Annotated in this window: 17 protein-coding genes; 8 read left to right on the top strand and 9 right to left on the bottom strand. The window is 74.3% G+C overall.

What is annotated here, in order from left to right; genetic code table 11:
* Nucleotides 1-14: 14 nt before the first annotated feature.
* Nucleotides 15-824, top strand: coding sequence for an Fpg/Nei family DNA glycosylase (locus O2W53_RS02910; RefSeq protein ID WP_269161536.1), 810 nt, complete (start codon nt 15-17; stop codon nt 822-824).
* 41 nt (nt 825-865) lie between these two features.
* Here the strand turns inward: O2W53_RS02910 and O2W53_RS02905 are convergent, their stop codons facing one another.
* Complete coding sequence (locus O2W53_RS02905) at nt 866-1603, bottom strand: SDR family oxidoreductase (RefSeq protein WP_269161535.1); 738 nt, start codon at nt 1601-1603, stop codon at nt 866-868.
* A gap of 76 nt (nt 1604-1679) precedes the next feature.
* On the opposite strand from O2W53_RS02905, the gene O2W53_RS02900 reads away from it, so the two are divergent.
* A complete protein-coding gene (locus tag O2W53_RS02900; RefSeq protein ID WP_269161534.1) occupies nt 1680-2657 on the top strand; it encodes an AraC family transcriptional regulator in 978 nt (325 codons plus the stop codon).
* Nucleotides 2658-2704: 47 nt separating this feature from the next.
* Here O2W53_RS02900 and O2W53_RS02895 read toward each other — a convergent pair whose 3' ends face one another.
* Entirely contained in the window at nt 2705-3013 is a 309-nt protein-coding gene (locus tag O2W53_RS02895) for a putative quinol monooxygenase (protein ID WP_269161533.1), read from the bottom strand.
* Between the two features lie 81 nt (nt 3014-3094).
* Between O2W53_RS02895 and O2W53_RS02890 the strand changes: the two genes are divergently transcribed.
* A complete protein-coding gene (locus O2W53_RS02890; RefSeq protein WP_269161532.1) occupies nt 3095-4492 on the top strand; it encodes an FAD-dependent oxidoreductase in 1398 nt (465 codons plus the stop codon).
* A gap of 34 nt (nt 4493-4526) precedes the next feature.
* A complete protein-coding gene (locus O2W53_RS02885) occupies nt 4527-5657 on the top strand; it encodes an aminotransferase-like domain-containing protein (RefSeq protein ID WP_269161531.1) in 1131 nt (376 codons plus the stop codon).
* Nucleotides 5658-5709: 52 nt separating this feature from the next.
* Here O2W53_RS02885 and ppc read toward each other — a convergent pair whose 3' ends face one another.
* Nucleotides 5710-8529: a phosphoenolpyruvate carboxylase gene (gene ppc / locus O2W53_RS02880; RefSeq protein WP_269161530.1), complete on the bottom strand. Its 2820-nt coding sequence runs from the start codon at nt 8527-8529 to the stop codon at nt 5710-5712.
* 55 nt (nt 8530-8584) lie between these two features.
* Here ppc and O2W53_RS02875 point away from each other — a divergent pair, with 55 nt between their 5' ends.
* Entirely contained in the window at nt 8585-9502 is a 918-nt protein-coding gene (locus tag O2W53_RS02875) for an SMP-30/gluconolactonase/LRE family protein (RefSeq protein WP_269161529.1), read from the top strand.
* 66 nt (nt 9503-9568) lie between these two features.
* On the opposite strand, the gene O2W53_RS02870 is transcribed toward O2W53_RS02875, so the two are convergent.
* Together O2W53_RS02870 and O2W53_RS02865 are read right to left on the bottom strand one after the other, a co-directional pair.
* The gene (locus O2W53_RS02870; protein WP_269161528.1) at nt 9569-10771 is read right to left on the bottom strand and encodes an ABC transporter permease; all 1203 of its coding nucleotides are present in this window, start codon (nt 10769-10771) and stop codon (nt 9569-9571) included.
* Entirely contained in the window at nt 10768-11676 is a 909-nt protein-coding gene (locus tag O2W53_RS02865; protein ID WP_269161527.1) for an ABC transporter ATP-binding protein, read from the bottom strand. The genes O2W53_RS02870 and O2W53_RS02865 overlap by 4 nt, the downstream gene beginning before the upstream one ends.
* Nucleotides 11677-11726: 50 nt before the next feature.
* Between O2W53_RS02865 and O2W53_RS02860 the strand changes: the two genes are divergently transcribed.
* Nucleotides 11727-12506 carry a UdgX family uracil-DNA binding protein gene (locus tag O2W53_RS02860; protein ID WP_269161526.1) on the top strand — a complete coding sequence of 260 codons (780 nt, stop codon included), beginning with the start codon at nt 11727-11729 and terminating at the stop codon, nt 12504-12506.
* Between the two features lie 40 nt (nt 12507-12546).
* Here O2W53_RS02860 and O2W53_RS02855 read toward each other — a convergent pair whose 3' ends face one another.
* From O2W53_RS02855 to pdxH, 3 genes are read right to left on the bottom strand one after another with little or no spacing between them, the layout of a single operon-like run.
* Nucleotides 12547-13728, bottom strand: coding sequence for a glucose-1-phosphate adenylyltransferase family protein (locus O2W53_RS02855; protein WP_269161525.1), 1182 nt, complete (start codon nt 13726-13728; stop codon nt 12547-12549).
* A gap of 29 nt (nt 13729-13757) precedes the next feature.
* Nucleotides 13758-15170, bottom strand: coding sequence for an MFS transporter (locus O2W53_RS02850; RefSeq protein WP_269161524.1), 1413 nt, complete (start codon nt 15168-15170; stop codon nt 13758-13760).
* Complete coding sequence (gene pdxH, locus O2W53_RS02845) at nt 15167-15814, bottom strand: pyridoxamine 5'-phosphate oxidase (RefSeq protein WP_269161523.1); 648 nt, start codon at nt 15812-15814, stop codon at nt 15167-15169. The genes O2W53_RS02850 and pdxH overlap by 4 nt, the downstream gene beginning before the upstream one ends.
* 143 nt (nt 15815-15957) lie before the next feature.
* On the opposite strand from pdxH, the gene O2W53_RS02840 reads away from it, so the two are divergent.
* Together O2W53_RS02840 and serC are read left to right on the top strand one after the other, a co-directional pair.
* Complete coding sequence (locus O2W53_RS02840; protein WP_269161522.1) at nt 15958-17100, top strand: citrate synthase 2; 1143 nt, start codon at nt 15958-15960, stop codon at nt 17098-17100.
* 29 nt (nt 17101-17129) lie between these two features.
* Nucleotides 17130-18245, top strand: a complete 1116-nt coding sequence (serC, locus tag O2W53_RS02835; RefSeq protein ID WP_269161521.1) for a phosphoserine transaminase — start codon at nt 17130-17132, stop codon at nt 18243-18245.
* A 40-nt stretch (nt 18246-18285) separates the two neighbouring features.
* On the opposite strand, the gene O2W53_RS02830 is transcribed toward serC, so the two are convergent.
* Nucleotides 18286-19746, bottom strand: coding sequence for a circularly permuted type 2 ATP-grasp protein (locus tag O2W53_RS02830; protein ID WP_269161520.1), 1461 nt, complete (start codon nt 19744-19746; stop codon nt 18286-18288).
* Nucleotides 19747-19750 lie beyond the last annotated feature (4 nt).

Genomic DNA, 19750 nt, shown 5'->3' with positions numbered 1-19750 from the left:
CGGCGTGATCGTCGGTGCCTGAGGGCCACACCCTGTTCCGGTTGGCCCGCGAGCAGCAGGCCGCGTTCGCCGGCCGCGAGGTGCACGTGACCAGCCCACAGGGCCGCTTCGCCGGGCAGGCCGAGCTGCTCGACGGCCGGGTGCTCGACGAGGTCACCTCCTACGGCAAGCACCTGTTCGCCTTCTTCGGCCCGGACGTCGTCCACGTCCACCTGGGCCTCTACGGCAAGTTCACCGCCGGCACCGGGCTGCCACCCGCGCCCCGGGGCGCGCTGCGGATGCGCTGGGAGGGCCCGGGCGAGGACGGCGAGGGCGTGTGGACCGACCTGCGCGGCGCCACCGCCTGCGACCTGATCACCGACGGCGAGGTGCAGCTGATCCTCGACCGGCTGGGCCCGGACCCGCTGCGCCGGCGGTCGGACCCGGCCAAGGCGTTCGCCCGCATCTCCCGCAGCCGGACCACCATCGGCCAACTGCTCATGGACCAGGCCGTGCTCGCCGGCGTCGGGAACGTCTACCGGGCGGAGGTCCTGTTCCGGCAGCGGCTGAGCCCATTCCGGCTGGGCCGGGACGTCGACGCCGAGCTCTGGGACCGGTTGTGGGCCGACCTGGTGCCGCTGATGAAGGCCGGGGTCAAGGCCGGGCGGATCGTCACCACCGAGCGCGCCGACCGCGAGCGCCGGCGCGGCCCGGCGCTCCGGGACGACGCGCACTACGTCTACCGGCGCGCCGGGCTGCCCTGCCGGATCTGCGGCACCGAGGTGCGCACCGAGGTCATGGTCGGCCGCAACCTCTTCTGGTGCCCCACCTGCCAGGCGGTGTGAACGGGCGGGTCCGCCGACGTGACGTCGACCGGTCCACTCCGCTAGGCCTGAGCAGTGGGGCGGACGACGATCTCGTTGACGTCCACGTCGTCGGGCTGCTCGATGGCGTAGGCGATGGCCCGGGCGATGGCCGCCGGCGGGATCGCGATCGCGTCGCGCCGGGCGAGCAGCTGCTCGCGGATCTCGAGGTCCCGCATCGCGGCCGCGAAGTCGGTGTCCACGAAACCGGGTGACACGGTCGAGACCCGCAGCGCACCACCGGCCTCCTGCCGCAGCGCCTCGGAGAAGGTTCGGACGGCGTTCTTCGTCGCGGCGTAGACGGCCTGGGCCGGGGTGATCTGGAGCCCGGACGTCGACACCACGGTCACGAACTGCCCGTGGCCCTGCCGACGGAAGACCGGCAGCGCCGCCGCGACACCGAAGAGCATGCCCTTGAGGTTGACGTCGACCATCTCCTCCCAGCCGTCGACGTCGAGGTCGTCCAGCAGCGCGACGTGCGCGACACCCGCATTGGCGACGAGAACGTCCAGCCGGCCCCACCGCTCCTCGGCCGCCGCGACCAGCGCGGTGAGGTCAGCACGCCTGCGCACGTCGGTCGGAACGTGCACGACCTCGCCGCCGGCCCGGGTGATCCGGCCGGCCACCTCGGCGAGGCGGTCGGCCCGCCGCGCGCCGAGCGCGACCCGGGCGCCGCGCTCGGCGAGCAGCAACGCGGTCGCCTCCCCGATCCCGCTGCTGGCGCCGGTGATGGCCACGACCTTGCCGTCGATCCCTGTCATGCCAACGACGCTAGGGCCGCTCGGTCGACGCATCCATGACAGATCAGCCCTTCTTCTTTCCCGATACTCTCGATGGATGGACCCGCTGTCCCGCGTCATCGAGTTGCTCACCGTGCAGAGCGCGGTGTCGTCCCGGCTCGAGGCCGGCGGCACGTGGGCGCTGTCGTTCCCCGGCGTCAGGCACGTGAAGTTCGGCGCCGTGCACCGTGGCGAGGCCTGGTTGCGGGTCGGGCCGGACGGCGTCGAGCAGCACCTCGTCGCCGGCGACTGCTTCGTGCTCACCACCGGCACGGGCTACGCGGTGGCCTCCGCGCCTGGGCTGGAGCCGGTCGACGGGCTCCCCGTTTTCGGCGAGGCGGTCGACGGCCGAGCGCGGGTCGGGACCGGCGAGGACGTCGTGCTGACCGGCGGGCGCTTCGTGTTCGACGACCGCAGCGCCCGGTTGCTCCTCGACGTCCTGCCGCCCCTGGTGGTCGTGGCGGGCGACGGCGAGCACGCGGCACCGCTGCGCGCTGCCCTGGACCTCTTCGCCCACGAGACCGCGGGCCGGCGGCTCGGGGCGTCACTGCTCACCGAGCTGCTCGGCCAGGTGGTCTTCGTCGAGGCCCTGCGCGCCGCGGCGGACGCCGAGGACGGCCGCGTGCACGGCTGGCTGGCCGCCCTCGCCGACGACCGGATCGGCACGGTGCTCCGGCTCATGCACGAGGACCCGGCCCGGCGGTGGACGGTGCCGGAGCTGGCCAGGACGGCGACGATGTCCCGCTCGGCCTTCGCCGTCCGCTTCCGCACGCTGGTCGGCGCTCCCCCACTGGACCACCTGCTGCGGCTCCGCATGCACGCCGCCGGCAGGGACCTGCAGCGCGGGACGGCCACCGTGTCCGCGGTGGGCGCCGCCTGGGGCTATGGCTCCGACGCCGCCTTCTCCAACGCGTTCAAGCGGGTCATGGGCACCTCGCCGAGCGCGTGGCGCGCCCAGGGCACCCCCGGGCCTGCGCTGCTGGACGTGACCGATGCAGCCCGGCACACGGACGCCGTTCGCACGCTCAGGACGTGACGCGCCGGCACCCCTCCGCCGGGGGTGCCGGCCAGCTGCCACGCGGCCTAGAGGGCGCCCTTGGCGTCGTCGCCGGCGGGCACCGCCTGCAGCAGCCGGACGCCGATCGGCTCGGTCAGGTCGTCTTTGACGCTCTCGGTGAGCTGGTTGAACGTCTCGCCCGCCCCGTGGGCCTTGACGTCGTCCTGGGTGGCCCAGCGCTCGATCATCACGAAGCCGTAGCCGTCCTCGTGCAGCGCGTAGAGCTCGCAGCCGGACTCCTCGTGCACCTTCGGGATCGCCGCGGTGAACGCCTCCCGGACGGCGTCGGCCCGGCCGGGCTTGGGCGAGATGGTGGCGACGATCGTGATGGACACGCAGATCTCCTCAGCGGTGACCGGGCACGGCTGCCCGGGTTCACCCTGGCGCCTACCCGCCAACGGGACGACGATGCGGGCGTGGCCGAACCAGCGGTGCCCAACCCATCGGTGCCCGGACGACCGCTGCGCGTCGCGGTGGTGGGGGCAGGCCCGGCCGGCATCTACGCCGCCGACGCGCTCGCCGGGCAGGACGACGTCCCGGTCGCCGTCGACCTGATCGACCGGCTGCCCACCCCGTTCGGCCTGGTGCGGCACGGCATCGCCCCGGACCACCTGAAGATGCGGGCGCTGCGCGAGACGCTGCACCACACCCTGGACCACGAGCGGGTGCGCTTCGTCGGCAACGTGGAGATCGGCACCGACCTGTCGCTGGCGGACCTGCGCGCCCACGTCGACGCCGTCGTCTACACCTACGGCGCGGCCGGTGACCGCGCGCTGGGCATCCCCGGCGAGGAGCTGCCCGGCAGCCTGGCCGCCACCGACGTCGTCGCCTGGTACTGCGGGCACCCCGACGCCGACCGGGCGCGGGTCGAGGAGCTGGTGGCGCGGGCCCGGGACGTCGTGGTGGTCGGCGTGGGCAACGTGGCCCTCGACGTGGCCCGGGTGCTGGCTCGCTCCCCCGCCGAGCTGCACCCCACCGACATGCCGCACCACGTGCTCGACACCCTGGCCGCCGCACCGGTCGAGCGGATCACCGTGCTCGGCCGCCGCGGCCCGGCCCAGGCCAGCTTCACCACCCAGGAACTGCGCGAGCTGGGCCACCTGGCCGCGGCGACGGTGCTCGTCGACCCGGCCGACCTCACCGATGCCGGGGACGCCGCCCTGGCCGCGGAGGACCGGCACGTCGCCCGCAACCTCGCCGCACTCGCCGACTACGCCGGCCACCAGACCGTGGACGGCACGGTCAGCGTGCGGCTGCGCTTCCACGCCCGCCCGGTGCGGCTGCTCGGCACCGACCGGGTCATCGGGGTGGAGGTGGAGCGCACCCGGGTCGACGCGGACGGCCGGGCGGTGGGCACCGGCGAGCTCGACGTCGTCGCGGCCGACCTGGTGGTGCGCTCGGTCGGCTACCGCGGGCACGCGCTGCCTGGCCTGCCGCTGGACGGCGGCACGGTGCCGCACGACGCCGGCCGGGTGGTCCGGGACGGCGAGGTCAGCCGTGGCGAGTACGTGGCCGGGTGGATCAAACGCGGGCCGACCGGCGTCGTCGGCACCAACAAGCACGACGCCCGGGAGACCGTCGCCTCGATGCTGGCCGACGTCGCATCCGGGGTGCTGTGGCCCGGTGGGGACGACGACTGGGTCGACACCCTGCTCGCCCGGGGCGGGCACCCGGTGCTGCTGGCCGACTGGCGGGCGATCGACGCCGCCGAGATCGCCCTGGGCGCGGTGCACGGCCGGGCCCGCACCACGCTGCACGACCGGCAGCAGCTGCTGGACGCCGTCCGGGCCGCCGCGGCGGCGCAGGAGGGCTGAGCCGGGGGTGGCGCGGTACGGCAGACTCGGTCGCGTGACCGGCTCAGCACAGACCTCGCCCGCCACCACGATGATCTCCTTCGCCCGCGGCGCCCCGTCGACCGACATCGTCGACGTCGAGGGCCTCAAGCAGGCCGCCGTCGCCGCGTTCGACTCCGACCCGGCCGGGATGACCGGCTACGGGACGGCGGTCGGCTACGTGCCGCTGCGGAAGTGGATCGCCGAGAAGCACGGCGTCCCGGTCGAGCACGTGCTGGTGACCAACGGCTCGATGCAGGCCGACGCCTTCCTCTTCGACGAGCTGGCCACGCCGGGCGCCGCGGTGGTGACCGAACGGCCCACCTACGACCGCACCCTGCTCGGGCTGCGCAACCGCGGCGCCGACGTGCACCTGGTGACGCTGGAGGAGGACGGCATCTCCGTCGACGAGCTCGCCGCGCTGCTGGACGGTGGGCTGCGGCCGACGCTGGCGCACGTCATCCCCAACTTCCAGAACCCGGCCGGCTACACGCTCTCGCTGGCCAAGCGCGAGCGGCTGTTGGAGCTGGCCCGCGAGCACGACTTCGTGCTGTTCGAGGACGACCCGTACGTCGACATCCGGTTCAGCGGGGAGCCGCTGCCGCGGATGCTGGAGCTGGACGGGGGCGCGGCCAGCGAGCACGTCGTCTACGCCTCGTCGTTCTCCAAGACGGTCTGCCCGGGCATCCGCGTGGGCTACCTGGTCGGGCCGCCGGTGCTGATCAAGAAGATCCAGGTCCGGGCCACGAACACCTACATCGCGCCGAACATGGTCGCCCAGGGCACGGTGTACGCCTACCTGCAGGGCGAGCGGTTCCCGGCCGCGCTGGAGCGGGTGAAGTCGGCGCTGGCCGAGCGGGTCGGGCTGCTGGACGACGCGCTGCGCGAGCACCTGCCGCAGGCGACCTTCCGCCGTCCCGAGGGCGGGTACTTCCTGTGGGTGTCGCTGCCCGAGGGCGAGGGCCACGACGTCGCACGGATCACCGCCGAGGCCGCCGCCCGCGGGGTGGCGATCGTGCCCGGCACCGACTTCCTGCTCGAGGGCGGGCACAACAGCTTCCGGCTCGCCTACTCGGCGGTGCAGCCCGGCGACGTCGACGAGGGCGTGCGCCGGCTGGCCGCCGCCATCGAGGCCGCCCGCTCCTGAGCACTGTGCGCTGACGGCGGGTTCCGGAGATGGAACCCGCCGTCAGCGCACATCAGCCGGAGTTGCGCAGGGCGGTGGCGACGCCGTTGACCGACAGCTGGATGCACCGGCGCACCAGCTCGTCGTCGTCCCCCTCCCGGCGACGGCGCAGCATCTCCACCTGCAGGTGGTGCAGCGGCTCCAGGTAGGGGAACCGGTTGCGGATCGACCGGGCCAGGGACGGGTTGTCGGCCAGCAGCTCCGCGTCGCCGGTGACCGCCAGCAGCATCCGCACCGTCCGCTCGTGCTCGGCGGTGATCTGGCTGAACACCCGGTCGCGCAGCTCCGCGTCGGGCACCAGCTCGGCGTAGCGGGCGGCCAGCTCCAGGTCGGTCTTGGCCAGCACCATGCCCATGTTGGACAGCACGGTGCGGAAGAACGGCCACCGCGCGTGCAGGTCCTGCAGCTGGGCCAGCCGGCCGGGGTCCCCGTCGACCCATGACTCCAGGGCCGTCCCGGTGCCGTACCAGCCGGGCAGCATGATCCGGGCCTGCGACCAGCTGAACACCCACGGGATCGCCCGCAGGTCCGCGATCTTGTCGCCGGCCTTGCGGGACGGCGGCCGGCTGCCGATGTTCAGCTCGGCCAGCTCCCGGATCGGGGTCGCGGCGCGGAACCACTCGACGAAGCCGGGCGTCTCGTGCACCAGCGCCCGGTAGGCGCCCTGCGCCCGGGCCGCCAGGTCGTCGAGCAGCGTGTAGGCGTCCTCCGCGTCGGTGCCCAGCCCCTCGATGTCCAGCAGCGTCGACTCCAGGGTGGCCGCGACCAGCGCCTCCAGGTTCCGGCGGGCCAGGTCGGGTGAGGCGTACTTGGCCGCGATCACCTCGCCCTGCTCGGTGATCCGCAGCGCCCCGGCGACCGAGCCGGGCGGCTGGGCCCGGATCGCCTCGTAGCTGGGGCCGCCGCCCCGGCCGACGGTGCCGCCGCGACCGTGGAACAGCCGCAGCCGGATGCCGTTGGCGCGGGCGACCTCGACCAGCGCCAGCTCGGCCCGGTACAGCGCCCAGTTGGCGGCCAGGTAGCCGCCGTCCTTGTTGCTGTCGCTGTAGCCGAGCATCACCTCCTGGGCGTCGCCGCGGTTGGCCACCAGCGCCCGGTACAGCGGCTGGTCCAGCATCGCGCCCAGGATCGTGCCGGCGGCCTGGAGGTCGCCGATCGTCTCGAACAGCGGGGAGATGCCCACGGAGCAGGTGGGACCGACCCCACCGTCCGGAGTCAGGGCGCCCGGGTCGAGCAGCCCGACCTCCTTGAGCAGGACGGCGACCTCCAGCACGTCGCTGACCGACTCGCACATGCTGATCACGTAGTTCGGGATCGCCCGCGGGCCGAGCAGCGCCACCTGCTCGGCGGCCGCCACCAGCAGGTCCAGCTCACCGCGGGCCAGCTCGGAGAGCGCGGCGCCGGGGCGCACCAGCGGCCGGCGCAGCTGCAGCTCGCCGGTGAGCAGCTCGACCCGGGCCGCCTCGTCGAGTGCGGCGTAGTCGTCGCACACCCCGGCCCAGGCCAGCAGCTCGCCCAGCACCTCTTCGTGCACCGCGGAGTTCTGCCGCATGTCCAGCCCGCACAGGTGGAAGCCGAAGACCTCCACCGCGTCGCGCAGCCGGGCCAGTCGGTCGTCGGCCAGCGCACCCGCCCCGTGGCTGCGCAGCGAGGCGTCGACCGTCGCCAGGTCGGCGATCAGCTCCTCGGGCAGCTCGTAGGGCGGCAGCTCGACGTCCGGCTCCTCCCCCGGCACCGAGCCCAGGACCCGCCGCGCGGTCGCGGCCAGCCGTCGGTACACCCCGCGCAGCGCCCGCCGGTAGGGCTCGTCGCCGCGGAACGGGGAGTCGTCGCCGGAGGCCTCGGCCAGCGCGTAGACCTCGTCGGTGGGCGTCACCAGCCGGTCGGACATCGACAGCTCGTCGGCCAGGCAGATCAGCTCGGCGAGGTGGTGGCGCAGCGCCGTCTCGGCCTGCCGGGTGGTCGCCCGGCGGACGGCGTCGGCGGTGACGAACGGGTTGCCGTCCCGGTCCCCGCCGATCCAGGAACCCGGCTGCAGCATCGGGGTGGCCAGCAGGTCGGCGTCCGGCCAGCGCTCACGCAGGGCCTGGCGGAGCTCGGTGTTGATCGCCGGGACGACCTCGAACAGCGACAGGTCGTAGTACCGCAGCGCCTCGTCGATCTCGTCGGCCAGCCGCAGCCGGGACAGCCGGAGCAGCGCCGTCTGCCAGAGGGTGAGCACCTCGCGGGACAGGTGCGCCGACCAGGCCCGCGCGTCGATCCCGTACGGCCCGGCGTTGTCGCGCTGCCGGATCAGGTCGGTGACCTGCTGCTGCACCTGGGAGATCGTGCGGCGGCGCACCTCGGTCGGGTGCGCGGTGACCACCGGGACGACGAGCGCACCGGCCAGTTCCCGGGCCACCGTGTCGCCGTCCAGGCCGGCCTCGTCCAGCAGGTCCAGCGACGCCGCCAGGCTCCCCTTCTGCGGGGGTGAGCCCTCCCGCCGGTGGTGCCGGCGGCGGCGCTCGTGGTGCACGTCCTCGGCGATGTTGGCCAGCAGCGAGAAGTGGCTGAACGCCCGGACGACGTGGTTGGCCTCGTGCAGGTCGAGCTGGGCCAGCCGGTCGGCGAGCTCGGAGCGGCCCACCTCGGAGCGTCGGATCCGGAAGGCCTCGACCCGGGTGGCCTCGACCAGCTCCAGGACTTCGGCGCCGGCCTGCTCGCCGATCACCTCCCCGAGCACTCGGCCCAGCAGTCGGATGTCGGCCCGCAAGGGCTCGTCGGTGCGGTCGTCCGGGTCGGTGGGACCCCCGGAGGGGCGCAGGTCGGCAACGTCGACGGTGGCTTCGGACACGGGGGCAGTATCCGCAACCGGTGTGACGGCCGGGTGTCCCGGGGAGGATGGGCGGGTGATCCGACTGCAGGCGACACCGACCAGCCCCGTCCCGGCCGAGCACGGAGAGGGCCCCGTCTTCGACGCCGCCACGCAGGAACTGCTCTGGGTGGACATCACCGCGGGGCTGGTCCGGCGCGGCACGATCGCCGGGGACGACGTCGTCCCGGTGGCCTCGCACCGCGGCGGTGACACGGTGGGGTTCGTCGCCCCGGCGGCCGCCGGCGGCTGGCTGCTGGGCGCCGGGGGCGGCATCACCCGGCTGACCGCCGAGGGTGACGCGCAGGTGCTGATCGAGCTCACCGGGGAGGGCGGCTCGGAGTCCGCGGGCGGCACCCGGATGAACGACGGCGCCTGCGACCGGGCCGGCCGGTTCTTCGCCGGGACGATGGCCTTCGACGAGCGACCCGGCGCCGGCAGCCTCTACCGGCTCGACCTCGACGGCACGGTCAGCACCGTGCTCGACGGCCTCACCATCTCCAACGGGCTGGGCTGGTCACCCGACGACCGCACCGTGTACCTCTCCGACTCCGGCGCGAAGACGGTGTGGGCGTCCGAGTACGACCTGGACACCGGCACCTTCGGCGAGCGCCGGGTGCTGCTGGACTTCAGCGACGACCCCGACGGCGTCGCCGACGGCCTCACCGTCGATGACGAGGGCTGCCTCTGGACGGCGCTGTGGGGCGGCGCCCAGGTACGACGGTGGTCCCCCGACGGCGAGCTGCTCGCGGTCGTCGAAGTCGCCGCCCAGAACACCACCAGCTGCGCGTTCGTCGGCGACCTGCTGGTGATCAGCACGTCGGTGCACGGCATGGACGACGCCGCCCGGGCCGCCCAGCCGGACGCCGGCCGGCTGTTCACCGTGCGCCCCGGGGTCAGTGGCCCGCCGGCGAACCCCTACCGCGGCCCCCTCGGCGCACTCCGCCAGCGCTGACCGCCGTCGTCCCCGGGCACTGCCCCAGCGGTGATCAGGTGACCTGATCACCGCTGGGGAGCGGCGTCAGGCCTTCTCGGCGGCCAGGGCCTCGCGCAGCTTGAGCCGGCCGCCGGTGCGCAGCAGCGCCCCGGAGTAGATCCGCCCACCGATCCGGACGATGACGGCGATCGCCAGGACCATCAGCAGGACGGCGAGCCCGACCTCCCACCACGCGGCCTCGCCGGCGGCCTGCCGCACCGGCATCACCATCGGCGACAGCCCCGGCACGTAGGAGGTGACCGTGGCCAGCGTGCTGCCCGGGTCCTGAGCCGCCTGCACGGCCACGATGAACCCGACCACGAGCAGGATGGTCGTCGGCGTCAGCACGCTGCCCAGGTCCTCCTGCCGGCTGACCAGCGAGGCGGCCACCGCGAACACCGCCGCGTAGAACGCGTAGCCGATCACGAACCAGGCGAGCACGTTCAGCACGGTGCCGATCAGCTGCCCCGGCAGGTCGATGACGTCGAAGGCCAGCGCCCCGGCCACCCCGACCACGGCGATCACCGCGGTCTGCAGCAGCCCGAGGGCACCCAGGCCGATGATCTTCCCGGCCAGCAGCTGCCACGGGCGCATCGTGGCCAGCAGCAGCTCGACCACCCGGCTGGACTTCTCCTCGACCACGCCCTGGGCGACGAACTGCCCGAACAGGATGAAGAGGAAGTACAGCAGGCCCACCCCGAGCAGCGCGACGATCGTGGCCTGCGTGCGGTCCTCCTCGTCCGACTCCAGGGCGACGACGTCGACCGCGGGGGCGGGCTCGAGCTGCACCCCGGCCTCGGTGAGCTGGTCGGCCACCGAGAGGGCGGCCAGTGCGCTCTGCACGAGGTCCTCGGTAATCCCGCCCGCGGACTGCACCAGGAGCTCGGGCCGGCTGCCCGTCGGGTCGAGCAGGGCGGCGTCGACGTCCTCCTCCGCGACGGCGGTGCGGGCGGCGGCCTCGTCGGCCAGCTCGACCACCGTCACCTCGGTGCCCAGCGCCTCGCCCTGCTGCTGCAGGACCTGCTCGACGGTCCGGTCGCCGCCGACCAGGCCGATCCGGCTGGTCGACTCCCCGCCGCCGAGGAGCACCTGGAACAGCATCAGGCCGATGATCAGGACGATCAGCACCGCGGAGCTGACCAGGAAGCCCTTGTCCCGGATCCGGGTGGAGATCTCCCGGCCGGCCACGAGCCGGACGAGCTGGGCCGGGCTGTGCGGCTTGATGTCGGTGGATGCAGGCGCGGTCATGCCGCCACCTCCCGGGTGTCGGTGACGGCGTGCCGGAAGAGCTCGACCAGGGTCGGTTCGCGCCAGGCGAAGTGGGCGACCCGGCCCGTGGCCAGGGCGGCGGCCAGCACCTGCTGGTCGTCGGCGCCCGGGGCCAGCTCCAGCACGGTGTCGCCGCGCTGCTCGGAGACCACTCGCACGCCGGGGACGGCGGCGGCCCAGCCGTTCGGCGCGTCCGGGGCGACGACGCGCAGCTGCCGGCCGGTGGCCGCGGAGCGCAGCTCGTCGACCGTGCCGCTGGCGACGATCTTGCCGCGGGCGAGGATGCCGACCGCGTCGCAGAGCCGCTCCACCAGGTCCAGCTGGTGGCTGGAGAAGACGACGGGCACGCCGCGCCGGCACTGCTCGAGCAGCGCCTCGGCCAGCGAGTCGACGCCCACCGGGTCCAGCCCGGAGAAGGGCTCGTCGAGGATCAGCACGTCGGGCTCGCTGACCAGGGCGGCGGCCAGCTGCACGCGCTGCTGGTTGCCCAGCGACAGCTTCTCCACCCGGTCGTTGCGCCGCTCCCCCAGCCCGAGCCGCTCGGCCCAGTGCTCGGCGGCGCGGCCGGCGGCCCGGGCGTCCAGGCCGTGCAGCCGGGCGAAGTAGGCCAGCTGCTCGCCGACCTTCATCTTCGGGTAGAGGCCGCGTTCCTCGGGCATGTAGCCGATCCGGCGGCGGACGACCTCGTCGACCGGCCGCCCCGTCCAGCGCACCTCCCCGGCATCGGCGCGCGCGAGGCCCATGGCGATCCGCATGGTGGTGGTCTTCCCCGCCCCGTTCGATCCGCAGAAGCCGAACATCTGGCCCGGGGCCACGGTGAAGCTCACCCCCTCGAGCACCTGGTTGCTGTCGTAGGCCTTGTACAGGCCGTCGAACTCGAGCACTGCTCCTCCGGTGTCCGTCGTGTGCGTGCAGCCCTTGCCATCCGCAACGAGTGGAGCCTGTCGCATCACTTTCCAACCCGTCAAGTGAACAGCGCGGTGCATCCTCCGTTCGTGCTGCGCCGGCGCCCTCGGTCCGGTGGGATCGGGGCATGACGGAGAACCAGCCAGCGCAGGTGCCCAGCGGCGTGGGCCTGGCCGGGCTGCGGGAGGCGGCGGCCGGCTGCCGGGCGTGCGAGCTCGGCGAGCCGGCCACCCAGACCGTCTTCGGCGAGGGCCCGGAGACCGCCCGGATCGTCTTCGTCGGTGAGCAGCCCGGCGACCAGGAGGACCGCGCCGGCGAGCCGTTCGTCGGCCCCGCCGGGAAGCTGCTGGACCGGGCGCTGACCGACGCGGCCATCGACCGGCGCGACGCCTACGTGACGAACGCGGTGAAGCACTTCCGGTTCACGCCCACGCCGAAGCGGCGGATCCACCAGTCCCCTGGGGCGGAGCACCTGCAGGCCTGCCGCCCGTGGCTGGAGGCGGAGTTCGCCGTCCTCCAGCCGGAAGTGGTGGTCTGCCTGGGCGCGGTGGCGGCCAAGGCGCTGATCTCGCCGTCGTTCCGGATCACCCGCGAGCGGGGGCAGCTGCTGCCGTGGACGCCGCCGGGCGCCCGCGCCGCGGAGGCGTCGCTGCCCGACGCCGACCAGGACGAGGACGCCCCGCACCAGACGTGGGTGCTCGCCACGGCACACCCCTCCGCCGTGCTCCGGACGCCGGACGAGGCCCGGGCCGCCGCCTACGACGCCCTCGTGGCCGACCTCCGGGTCGTCGCCCACGCCCTCGCCTGACACCCGGGAGGGGCCAAGATCGCGCGTTTGGCCCCGCGGGTCAGTCGTCCTCGGGTTCGGGGTGGCGGGCCCCGGCGGAGAGCTCGGTCCCGGCCTCGACCGTCGCCCGGCGGCCGACCAGGGTGATCGCGCCGTCCCCACCGACGGTGGCCCGCTCCCCCACCGTCACCCCGTCGTCCAGGACGGTGCGGGTGACGGTGGCCCCGGCGCGCACCCGGGAGCCGGGCAGCAGCACCGAGTCGATGACGGTCGCCCCCGGCTCGACGATCACCCCCGGCGACAGCACCGAGCCGCGCACCTCCCCGGCCACCCGGGTGCCCCCGGACACCAGGCTGTCCTCGACCACCGCCCCGCTCAGCAGGCGGGCCGCGCTGTGCCGGCCGCCGCGGGTGTGGATCGGCCAGCTCGGCTCGTCCAGGTCGATCGGTGGCTCCTCGCAGCGGAACTCGCGGTGCGCCTCCCAGTAGGACTCGACGGTGCCCACGTCCCGCCAGTAGCCGTTCAGCGGGTACGCCCGGGCCAGCCCGTCCTTCGTCTGCGCCGGCAGCAGGTGGGTGCCCAGGTCCTCCAGGCCGTCCTCGCCGACCTGGTCGCTGATCGCCTCGAGCCGGTCCAGGGTCTCGTCCGGGGAGAAGACGAAGACCTCGTTGGTGGCCGTCGTCGTCGCGGGCTCGTCGGGCTTGTAGGCGTAGTCGGTGACCTTGCCGTCGTCCCCGGCCTGGACGATGCCGTAGCGGCTGGCGTCGTCCGGCTCGACCTCGGTGGTGACCATGGTGACCTCGGCCCCAGAGCCCAGGTGGGCCTCGACGACGTCGCGGTAGTCGAGCTTGTAGACCGCGTCGGAGCTGACCACCACGAGCGCGTCGGCGCCGAAGTCCCGGATGAGCTGGGACTGCCGCCAGAGCCCGTCGGCGGTGCCCATGGTGAAGCCGCCCCGCTCACTGCCCTGGAACGGCGGCAGCATCATCAGCCCGCCGGTGGTGCGGTCCAGGTCCCACGGGCGGCCGTTGGCCAGGTGCTCGTTCACCGACTGCGGCTGGTACTGCTCGGACACCCAGACGTCGGGGAGCTGGGAGTGCTCGCAGTTGGACAGCGGGAAGTCGATGAGCCGGTAGACCCCGGCGAACGGGACGGCGGGCTTGGCCCGGGTCTCCGTCAGCAGTTCGAGGCGGCTGCCCTTGCCACCGGCGAGGACGAGGACGAGGACCCGCGGGAGTGCCATGACCGCCCACGTACCCGGGCGCGGGCGGCTCACCCCTCGGGCGGTGCGGCGTGCTCCTCGGCCAGCTGGCGGCGGGCGTCGCGAGCCACCTCGTCGGCCCGGGACGCCCGGAACAGCCAGAACGACGGCACCGCGACGGCGACCACGGCCATCGCCACCACGATCACCACGCCACCGGAGACCATCGCCGCGGTGACGCCGACGCTGCTGGCCATCAGGCCGGCGCGCAGGTCGCCCAGCCGTGGCCCGCCGGCGACGACCACGATGAACACGCCCTGCATCCGGCCGCGCATCTCGTCCGGCGCCGCCGTCTGCAGCATCGCCGAACGGAGCACCGCGCTGACCATGTCGCCGGCGCCCGCGACGGCGAGGCAGAGCACCGCCAGCCACAGCGTCGAGGCCAGCCCGAAGCCGATGATCGCCACGCCCCACACCGCGATGGCGGCCAGCACGACGGCGCCCTGCCGGTCGACCCGGCTCACCCACCCCGAGGTCAGGCCCATCAGCAGCGAGCCGATCGACACCCCGGCGAACAACCAGCCCAGGCTGTTGGCATCACCCCGGTAGACCGTCTGGGACAGCTCGGGGAAGACCGCCTGCGGCCAGGCGAAGAGCATCGCGATGAGGTCGACGACGAAGGTCATCAGCAGCAGCGGCTGGGTGCGCAGGAAGGCGAAGCCCTCCCCCACCCCGCGCACCGCCGAGCCGAGCCGCACCCGCCCGGAGGCACCCTCCGGTGGCAGCGGGGGCAGCCCACGCAGCAGCAGGACAGCGGCGACGAAGCCGAGGGCGTCGATCGTGTAGACGATCGAGAGGTCGCCCAGGCCGATGAGCAGTCCGGCCAGCAGCGGCCCGACGACCACGCCCGCCTGGCGCACCGTCATCGCCAGCGCGTTGGCCGCCGCGACCTGCTCCCGCCCCACCAGCGCCGGGATCACCGCGCTGCGGGCGGGCTGGTTGACCGCGGCGAACCCGGAGACGGCGGCGGCCAGCACCCAGAGCACGCTGATGTGCCCGTCCCCGGGCAGCAGCGCCTGGACGGCCAGCAGCGCGCTGGTGACCGCCGCACCCGTCGAGCTGATCAGCATCAGCAGGCGGCGGTCCATGGCATCGGCGATCGCGCCGCCGAGCAGGCCGAAGACGACCAGCGGCACCAGCGCGACGACCGAGGTGAGCCCGACCATCAGGGAGGAGCCGGTCAGCTCGTAGACCTGGTACGGGACGGCGACCAGCGTCATCTGCTGGCCGAGCATCGTCACCGCGACACCGCCGAAGACCCGGCGGAAGGCGCGGTTGCGCAGCGGCGTGGTGTCCAGCGCCCAGCCGCGCCGGCGGGTCACCGGCTGCGGCTGCTCGACCGGCAGACCCCCCTCGACCGGATCGACCGGCTCCACGCCACCAAAATGGCCATTTTGGTGGTCGGGGTGGTTCGGGTCCTTCACGGGGCCAGGCGCTGCACGACCCAGCCGCCGCCTTCCTCGTCATCGCGCACGAACAGCAGCCGGTCGTGCAGGCGGTCATGGCCGCCCTGCCAGAACTCCACCCGCTCGGGCAGCACCCGGTAGCCGCCCCAGTTCTCCGGGCGCGGCAGCTGCCCGGGCGGGGTCTGGGCGTCCAGCTCGGCCACCCGGGTGCGCAGCAGCTCCCGGGACTCGACCACCGTCGACTGGATCGAGGCGGCCGCGGCAAGCTGCGAGCCGCGGGGCCGCGGGTCCCAGAGCAGGTCCGACGCGGTCGGCCCGATCCGCTCGACGGCACCGGAGACCCGGACCTGCCGCTGCTGGGCGTGCCAGGGGAAGACCAGCGCCGCCCGGGGGTTGACGGCCAGCTGGGCGGCCTTGGCCGAGGCGTAGTTGGTGCCGAAGACGAACCCGTCGACGTCGTAGCCCTTCATCAGCACGACGCGGGCATCGGGTGCGCCGTCGGCGTCCGCGGTGGCCACCACCATGGCGTTGGGCTCGGGCAGCTCGGCGGCGACGGCGTCGGCGAACCAGCGGTCGAACTGCTCCACCCAGGTGGCCGCGAGGCCCTCCTCCCCGAAGCCGCTGTCGTCGTAGTCCCTGCGCATGCGGATCAGGTCGGCCACCGGCTCATGCTGCCACCGTTGCAGTGCGCACCGCCCGCTGGCCGGGAGCCGGGGTGCACCCCGGGGTCGCCCAGCCCCTAAGTTGAGGCTCGTCGTGCGCTGACCAGCGTCCGTCCCCACCCGCGCGCAGAGGAGCATGCGAGATGGCCGACGACTTCGTACCGGGCCTGGAGGGCGTCATCGCCTTCGAGACCACCATCGCGGAGCCGGACAAGGACGGTGGGGCGCTGCGTTACCGCGGCGTCGACATCGAGGACCTGGTCGGCAAGGTCACCTTCGGCAACGTCTGGGCGCTGCTGGTCGACGGGAAGTTCGGCCCCGGCCTGCCCCCGGCCGAGCCGTTCCCCATCCCGGTGCACACCGGTGACGTCCGGGTCGACGTGCAGGCCGCGCTGGCGATGCTGACCCCGATCTGGGGCTACCGCCCGCTGCTGGACATCTCCGCCGAGGAGGCCCGCGACGAGCTGGCCCGAGCCGCGGTCATGGCGCTGTCCTACGTGGCCCAGTCGGCGCGGGGCATCGGCATCCCGGCCGTGCCGCAGAAGCGGATCGACGAGGCCTCCAGCATCGTCGAGCGGTTCATGGTCCGCTGGCGCGGCGAGCCCGACCCGCGGCACGTCGCCGCCGTCGACGCCTACTGGACCTCGGCCGCCGAGCACGGCATGAACGCCTCGACCTTCACCGCCCGGGTCATCGCCTCCACCGGCGCCGACGTCGCCGCCTCGCTGTCCGGCGCGATCGGGGCGATGTCCGGCCCGCTGCACGGCGGCGCCCCCTCCCGGGTGCTGCACATGCTGGACGGCGTCGAGGCCTCCGGCGACGCGGTGAAGTACGTGAAGGACCTGCTCGACAAGGGCGACCGACTGATGGGCTTCGGGCACCGCGTCTACCGCGCCGAGGACCCCCGTGCCCGGGTGCTGCGCCGGGCCGCCGAGGAGCTGGGCGCGCCCCGCTTCGAGGCCGCCCTGGCCCTGGAGAAGGCCGCCCTCGCCGAGCTGCGCGAGCGCCGTCCGGACCGCCCGATCGAGACCAACGTCGAGTTCTGGGCCGCGATCGTGCTGGACTTCGCCGAGGTGCCCAGCCACATGTTCACCTCGATGTTCAGCTGCGCCCGCACCGCCGGCTGGTGCGCGCACATCCTGGAGCAGAAGAACACCGGGCGGCTGGTGCGCCCGTCGGCGCGCTACGTCGGGCCCGACCCGCGCAAGCCCGAGGACGTCGAGGGCTGGGACACCATCCAGACCAAGTCGATAGGCGAGCCCGCCCCCGCCCCCGCCCCCGCCTGACGAAGCACCATCCGAGAGGCAGACCGCACATGAGCATCACCATCCCCACCGACCTGCTCCCCCGGGACGGCCGCTTCGGGTGCGGCCCCTCCAAGGTCCGCCCGGAGGCGCTGCGCGCCCTGGCGACCGACGGGGCCGGGCTGATGGGCACCTCGCACCGGCAGGCGCCGGTGAAGGGCCTGGTCAAGCGGGTCCGGGAGGGCCTGTCCCAGCTCTTCGACCTGCCCGACGGCTACGAGGTGGTGCTCGGCAACGGCGGGACGACGGCGTTCTGGGACGCCGCGACCATCGGCCTCATCCGCCGGCGCAGCGCGCACGGCAGCTACGGCGAGTTCTCCGCGAAGTTCGCCTCCGGGGTCGCCGAGGCACCGTTCCTCGACGCCCCGGTGATCGCCAAGGCCGCGCCCGGCTCGCTGGCGCTGCCGACGGCCGAGGCCGGGGTCGACGCCTACTGCTGGGCGCACAACGAGACCTCGACGGGGGTCATGGCGCCGGTCACCCGCCCGTCGGGCATCGACGCCGACGCCCTGGTGCTCATCGACGCGACGTCCGGTGCCGGCGGGCTGCCGGTCGACGTCGCGCATACCGACGTCTACTACTTCGCCCCGCAGAAGTCCTTCGCCAGCGACGGCGGCCTGTGGATCGCGCTGATGTCGGCCGCGGCGCTGGAGCGGGTGGCCGAGATCAAGGCCTCCGACCGCTGGGTCCCCGGCTTCCTGGACCTGTCGATCGCCGTCGACAACTCCGGCAAGGACCAGACCTACAACACCCCGGCCGTCGCCACGCTCTTCCTGTTGGCCGACCAGATCGACTGGATGCTGGGCCTGGGTGGGCTGTCCGGTGCGGTGGCGCGGAGCGAGGAGTCGGCGAGCCGGCTCTACGGGTGGGCGGAGAAGACCTCCTACACCTCGCCGTTCGTCGCCGACCCCGAGCACCGCTCGCTCGTCGTGGGCACGGTCGACTTCGACGAGTCGGTCGACGCCGCGCTGGTCGCGAAGACGCTGCGCGCGCACGGCGTCGTCGATGTCGAGCCGTACCGCAAGCTGGGCCGCAACCAGCTGCGGGTCGGCATGTTCCCGGCGGTCGACCCCGACGACGTGAGCGCACTGACCGCCTGCATCGACCACGTCGTCGGCCAGCTGTAACGGACCCGCCCCGAGCCCGCGGGGGCCAGGGGCGGGTCCGTCAGGGCAGCAGCCAGGTGTCCTTGCTGCCGTCCAGCACGCCAGAGCCCTCGGCCAGCTCCACCCGGGTCCACGGTGCGGGCAGTGCCCGGGTGGTGGCGCCGGCGACGGTGGACACCCGCAGCCCGGCGACGCGGGGCGCCAGCGAGCCGTCGACGACGGTGGGCACCGTGGAGACCTCGAGCGGTTCCTGGGCGATGAAGCGGTGCGGGGTGGCCGCCACCTCGGCGTGCAGCTCGGCCAGCTCGGCCGCCGAGCAACGCGGACCGACCACCACCCCGCGACCGCCGTACCCGTCGACCGGCGTCACGACCAGCTCGTGCAGCCGGTCGCGCACCTCGGCGAGCTCGGCGGCGTCGGCGAGCAGCCAGGTGCGCACGGTGTCCAGCACCGGCTCCTCACCGAGGTAGAACCGGATCAGCTCCGGCACGTACCGGTAGGTGGCCTCGCCGTCGGCCACGCCGTTGCCCGGCACGTTGGCCAGCGCCAGCTCCCCGGCCCGCACCGCGGCACCGAGCAGCACGTCCAGTGCCGCCCCGCTCGGCGTCAGGTGCGCGGCCAGCCCGGCCTCGTCCAGCCGGAGGTGGAGGACGTCGACCCGCAGCCGCTGCCCGTCCACCTGCACCGCCACTCCCCCGCCGCGGGTCGGCCAGAGGGTGTCCGGCGTGGCGATCGGGACGTCCATCGCCGCGGCCAGCTGCCGGTGCTCGAACCAGCTGGTGCTGCGCGGCCCCTCCGACAGCAGGGCCAGCTGCGGCGTCCCGGTGCACGCCGACGGTGCGGCCTCGGCCAGCGCCGCCCGCAGCAGGGGCACCGCCTCGCCCGGGTCGGCGAGCCCGGCGGCCTCGGCCGCGGCGTGCAGCTCCGGCAGCGCCGCCCGGCTGCTGGACCGGTCACTGAGGGCGTAGCCGATGCCCGTCGGCGTCCGCAGGTCGTCCGAGACCGCCACCCAGCCCCCCGGACCGTGCCGCAGGTCCAGACCCGCGACGGTGGCCCGCTGCTGACCGGGCACGGCCAGGCCGGCGGCCGACGCGCGGAGCCCCGGGCTGGCGGCGACGACCCACGCCGGCACGATGCCGGCGCGGACCACCTCCGGGTGCCGGTCGGGGTCGGTGCGCCGCCGTCCGGCCGGGCGGTAGACGTCGGCGAGGAAGGCGTTCAGCGCCCGGTGCCGCTGTTCGGCGCCGCGCGCGACGTGCGCCCAGTCGGCGGCCGGGACGACGCGGGGCACCGGGCAGAGCGGGAGCGGCCGCTCGTGCAACCGGCCGTCGACGTAGCTGCCGGCCACCACCCCGCGCGACCGGCGTTCCCGGTCGATCGCGTCCACGACCGCGCCGATCCCGTCGGCACCGAGGTCGTCCAGCGCCTGCAGCACCGGGCGGTAGGCCGACCGCCGCACACCCGTCGCCTCGTCGTCCGCCGAGCCCGGGTAGCGCGCGAAGACGCCGGAGGCGTCGGTCATCGCG

It is taken from the genome of Modestobacter sp. VKM Ac-2978, from assembly GCF_026968025.1.
Classification (GTDB): domain Bacteria; phylum Actinomycetota; class Actinomycetes; order Mycobacteriales; family Geodermatophilaceae; genus Modestobacter.
Note: the sequence above shows the minus strand (reverse complement) of the source record. Positions and strands in the feature narration are given on the sequence as shown.

Excerpts from the sequence above, each read along its gene's own strand:
- O2W53_RS02855 (WP_269161525.1), bottom strand. The coding sequence starts at position 13,728 with ATGGCACTCCCGCGGGTCCTCGTCCTCGTCCTCGCCGGTGGCAAGGGC.
- O2W53_RS02905 (WP_269161535.1), bottom strand. The coding sequence starts at position 1,603 with ATGACAGGGATCGACGGCAAGGTCGTGGCCATCACCGGCGCCAGCAGC.
- serC (WP_269161521.1), top strand. The coding sequence starts at position 17,130 with ATGAGCATCACCATCCCCACCGACCTGCTCCCCCGGGACGGCCGCTTC.
- O2W53_RS02900 (WP_269161534.1), top strand. The coding sequence starts at position 1,680 with ATGGACCCGCTGTCCCGCGTCATCGAGTTGCTCACCGTGCAGAGCGCG.
- O2W53_RS02830 (WP_269161520.1), bottom strand. The coding sequence starts at position 19,746 with ATGACCGACGCCTCCGGCGTCTTCGCGCGCTACCCGGGCTCGGCGGAC.
- O2W53_RS02870 (WP_269161528.1), bottom strand. The coding sequence starts at position 10,771 with ATGACCGCGCCTGCATCCACCGACATCAAGCCGCACAGCCCGGCCCAG.
- O2W53_RS02840 (WP_269161522.1), top strand. The coding sequence starts at position 15,958 with ATGGCCGACGACTTCGTACCGGGCCTGGAGGGCGTCATCGCCTTCGAG.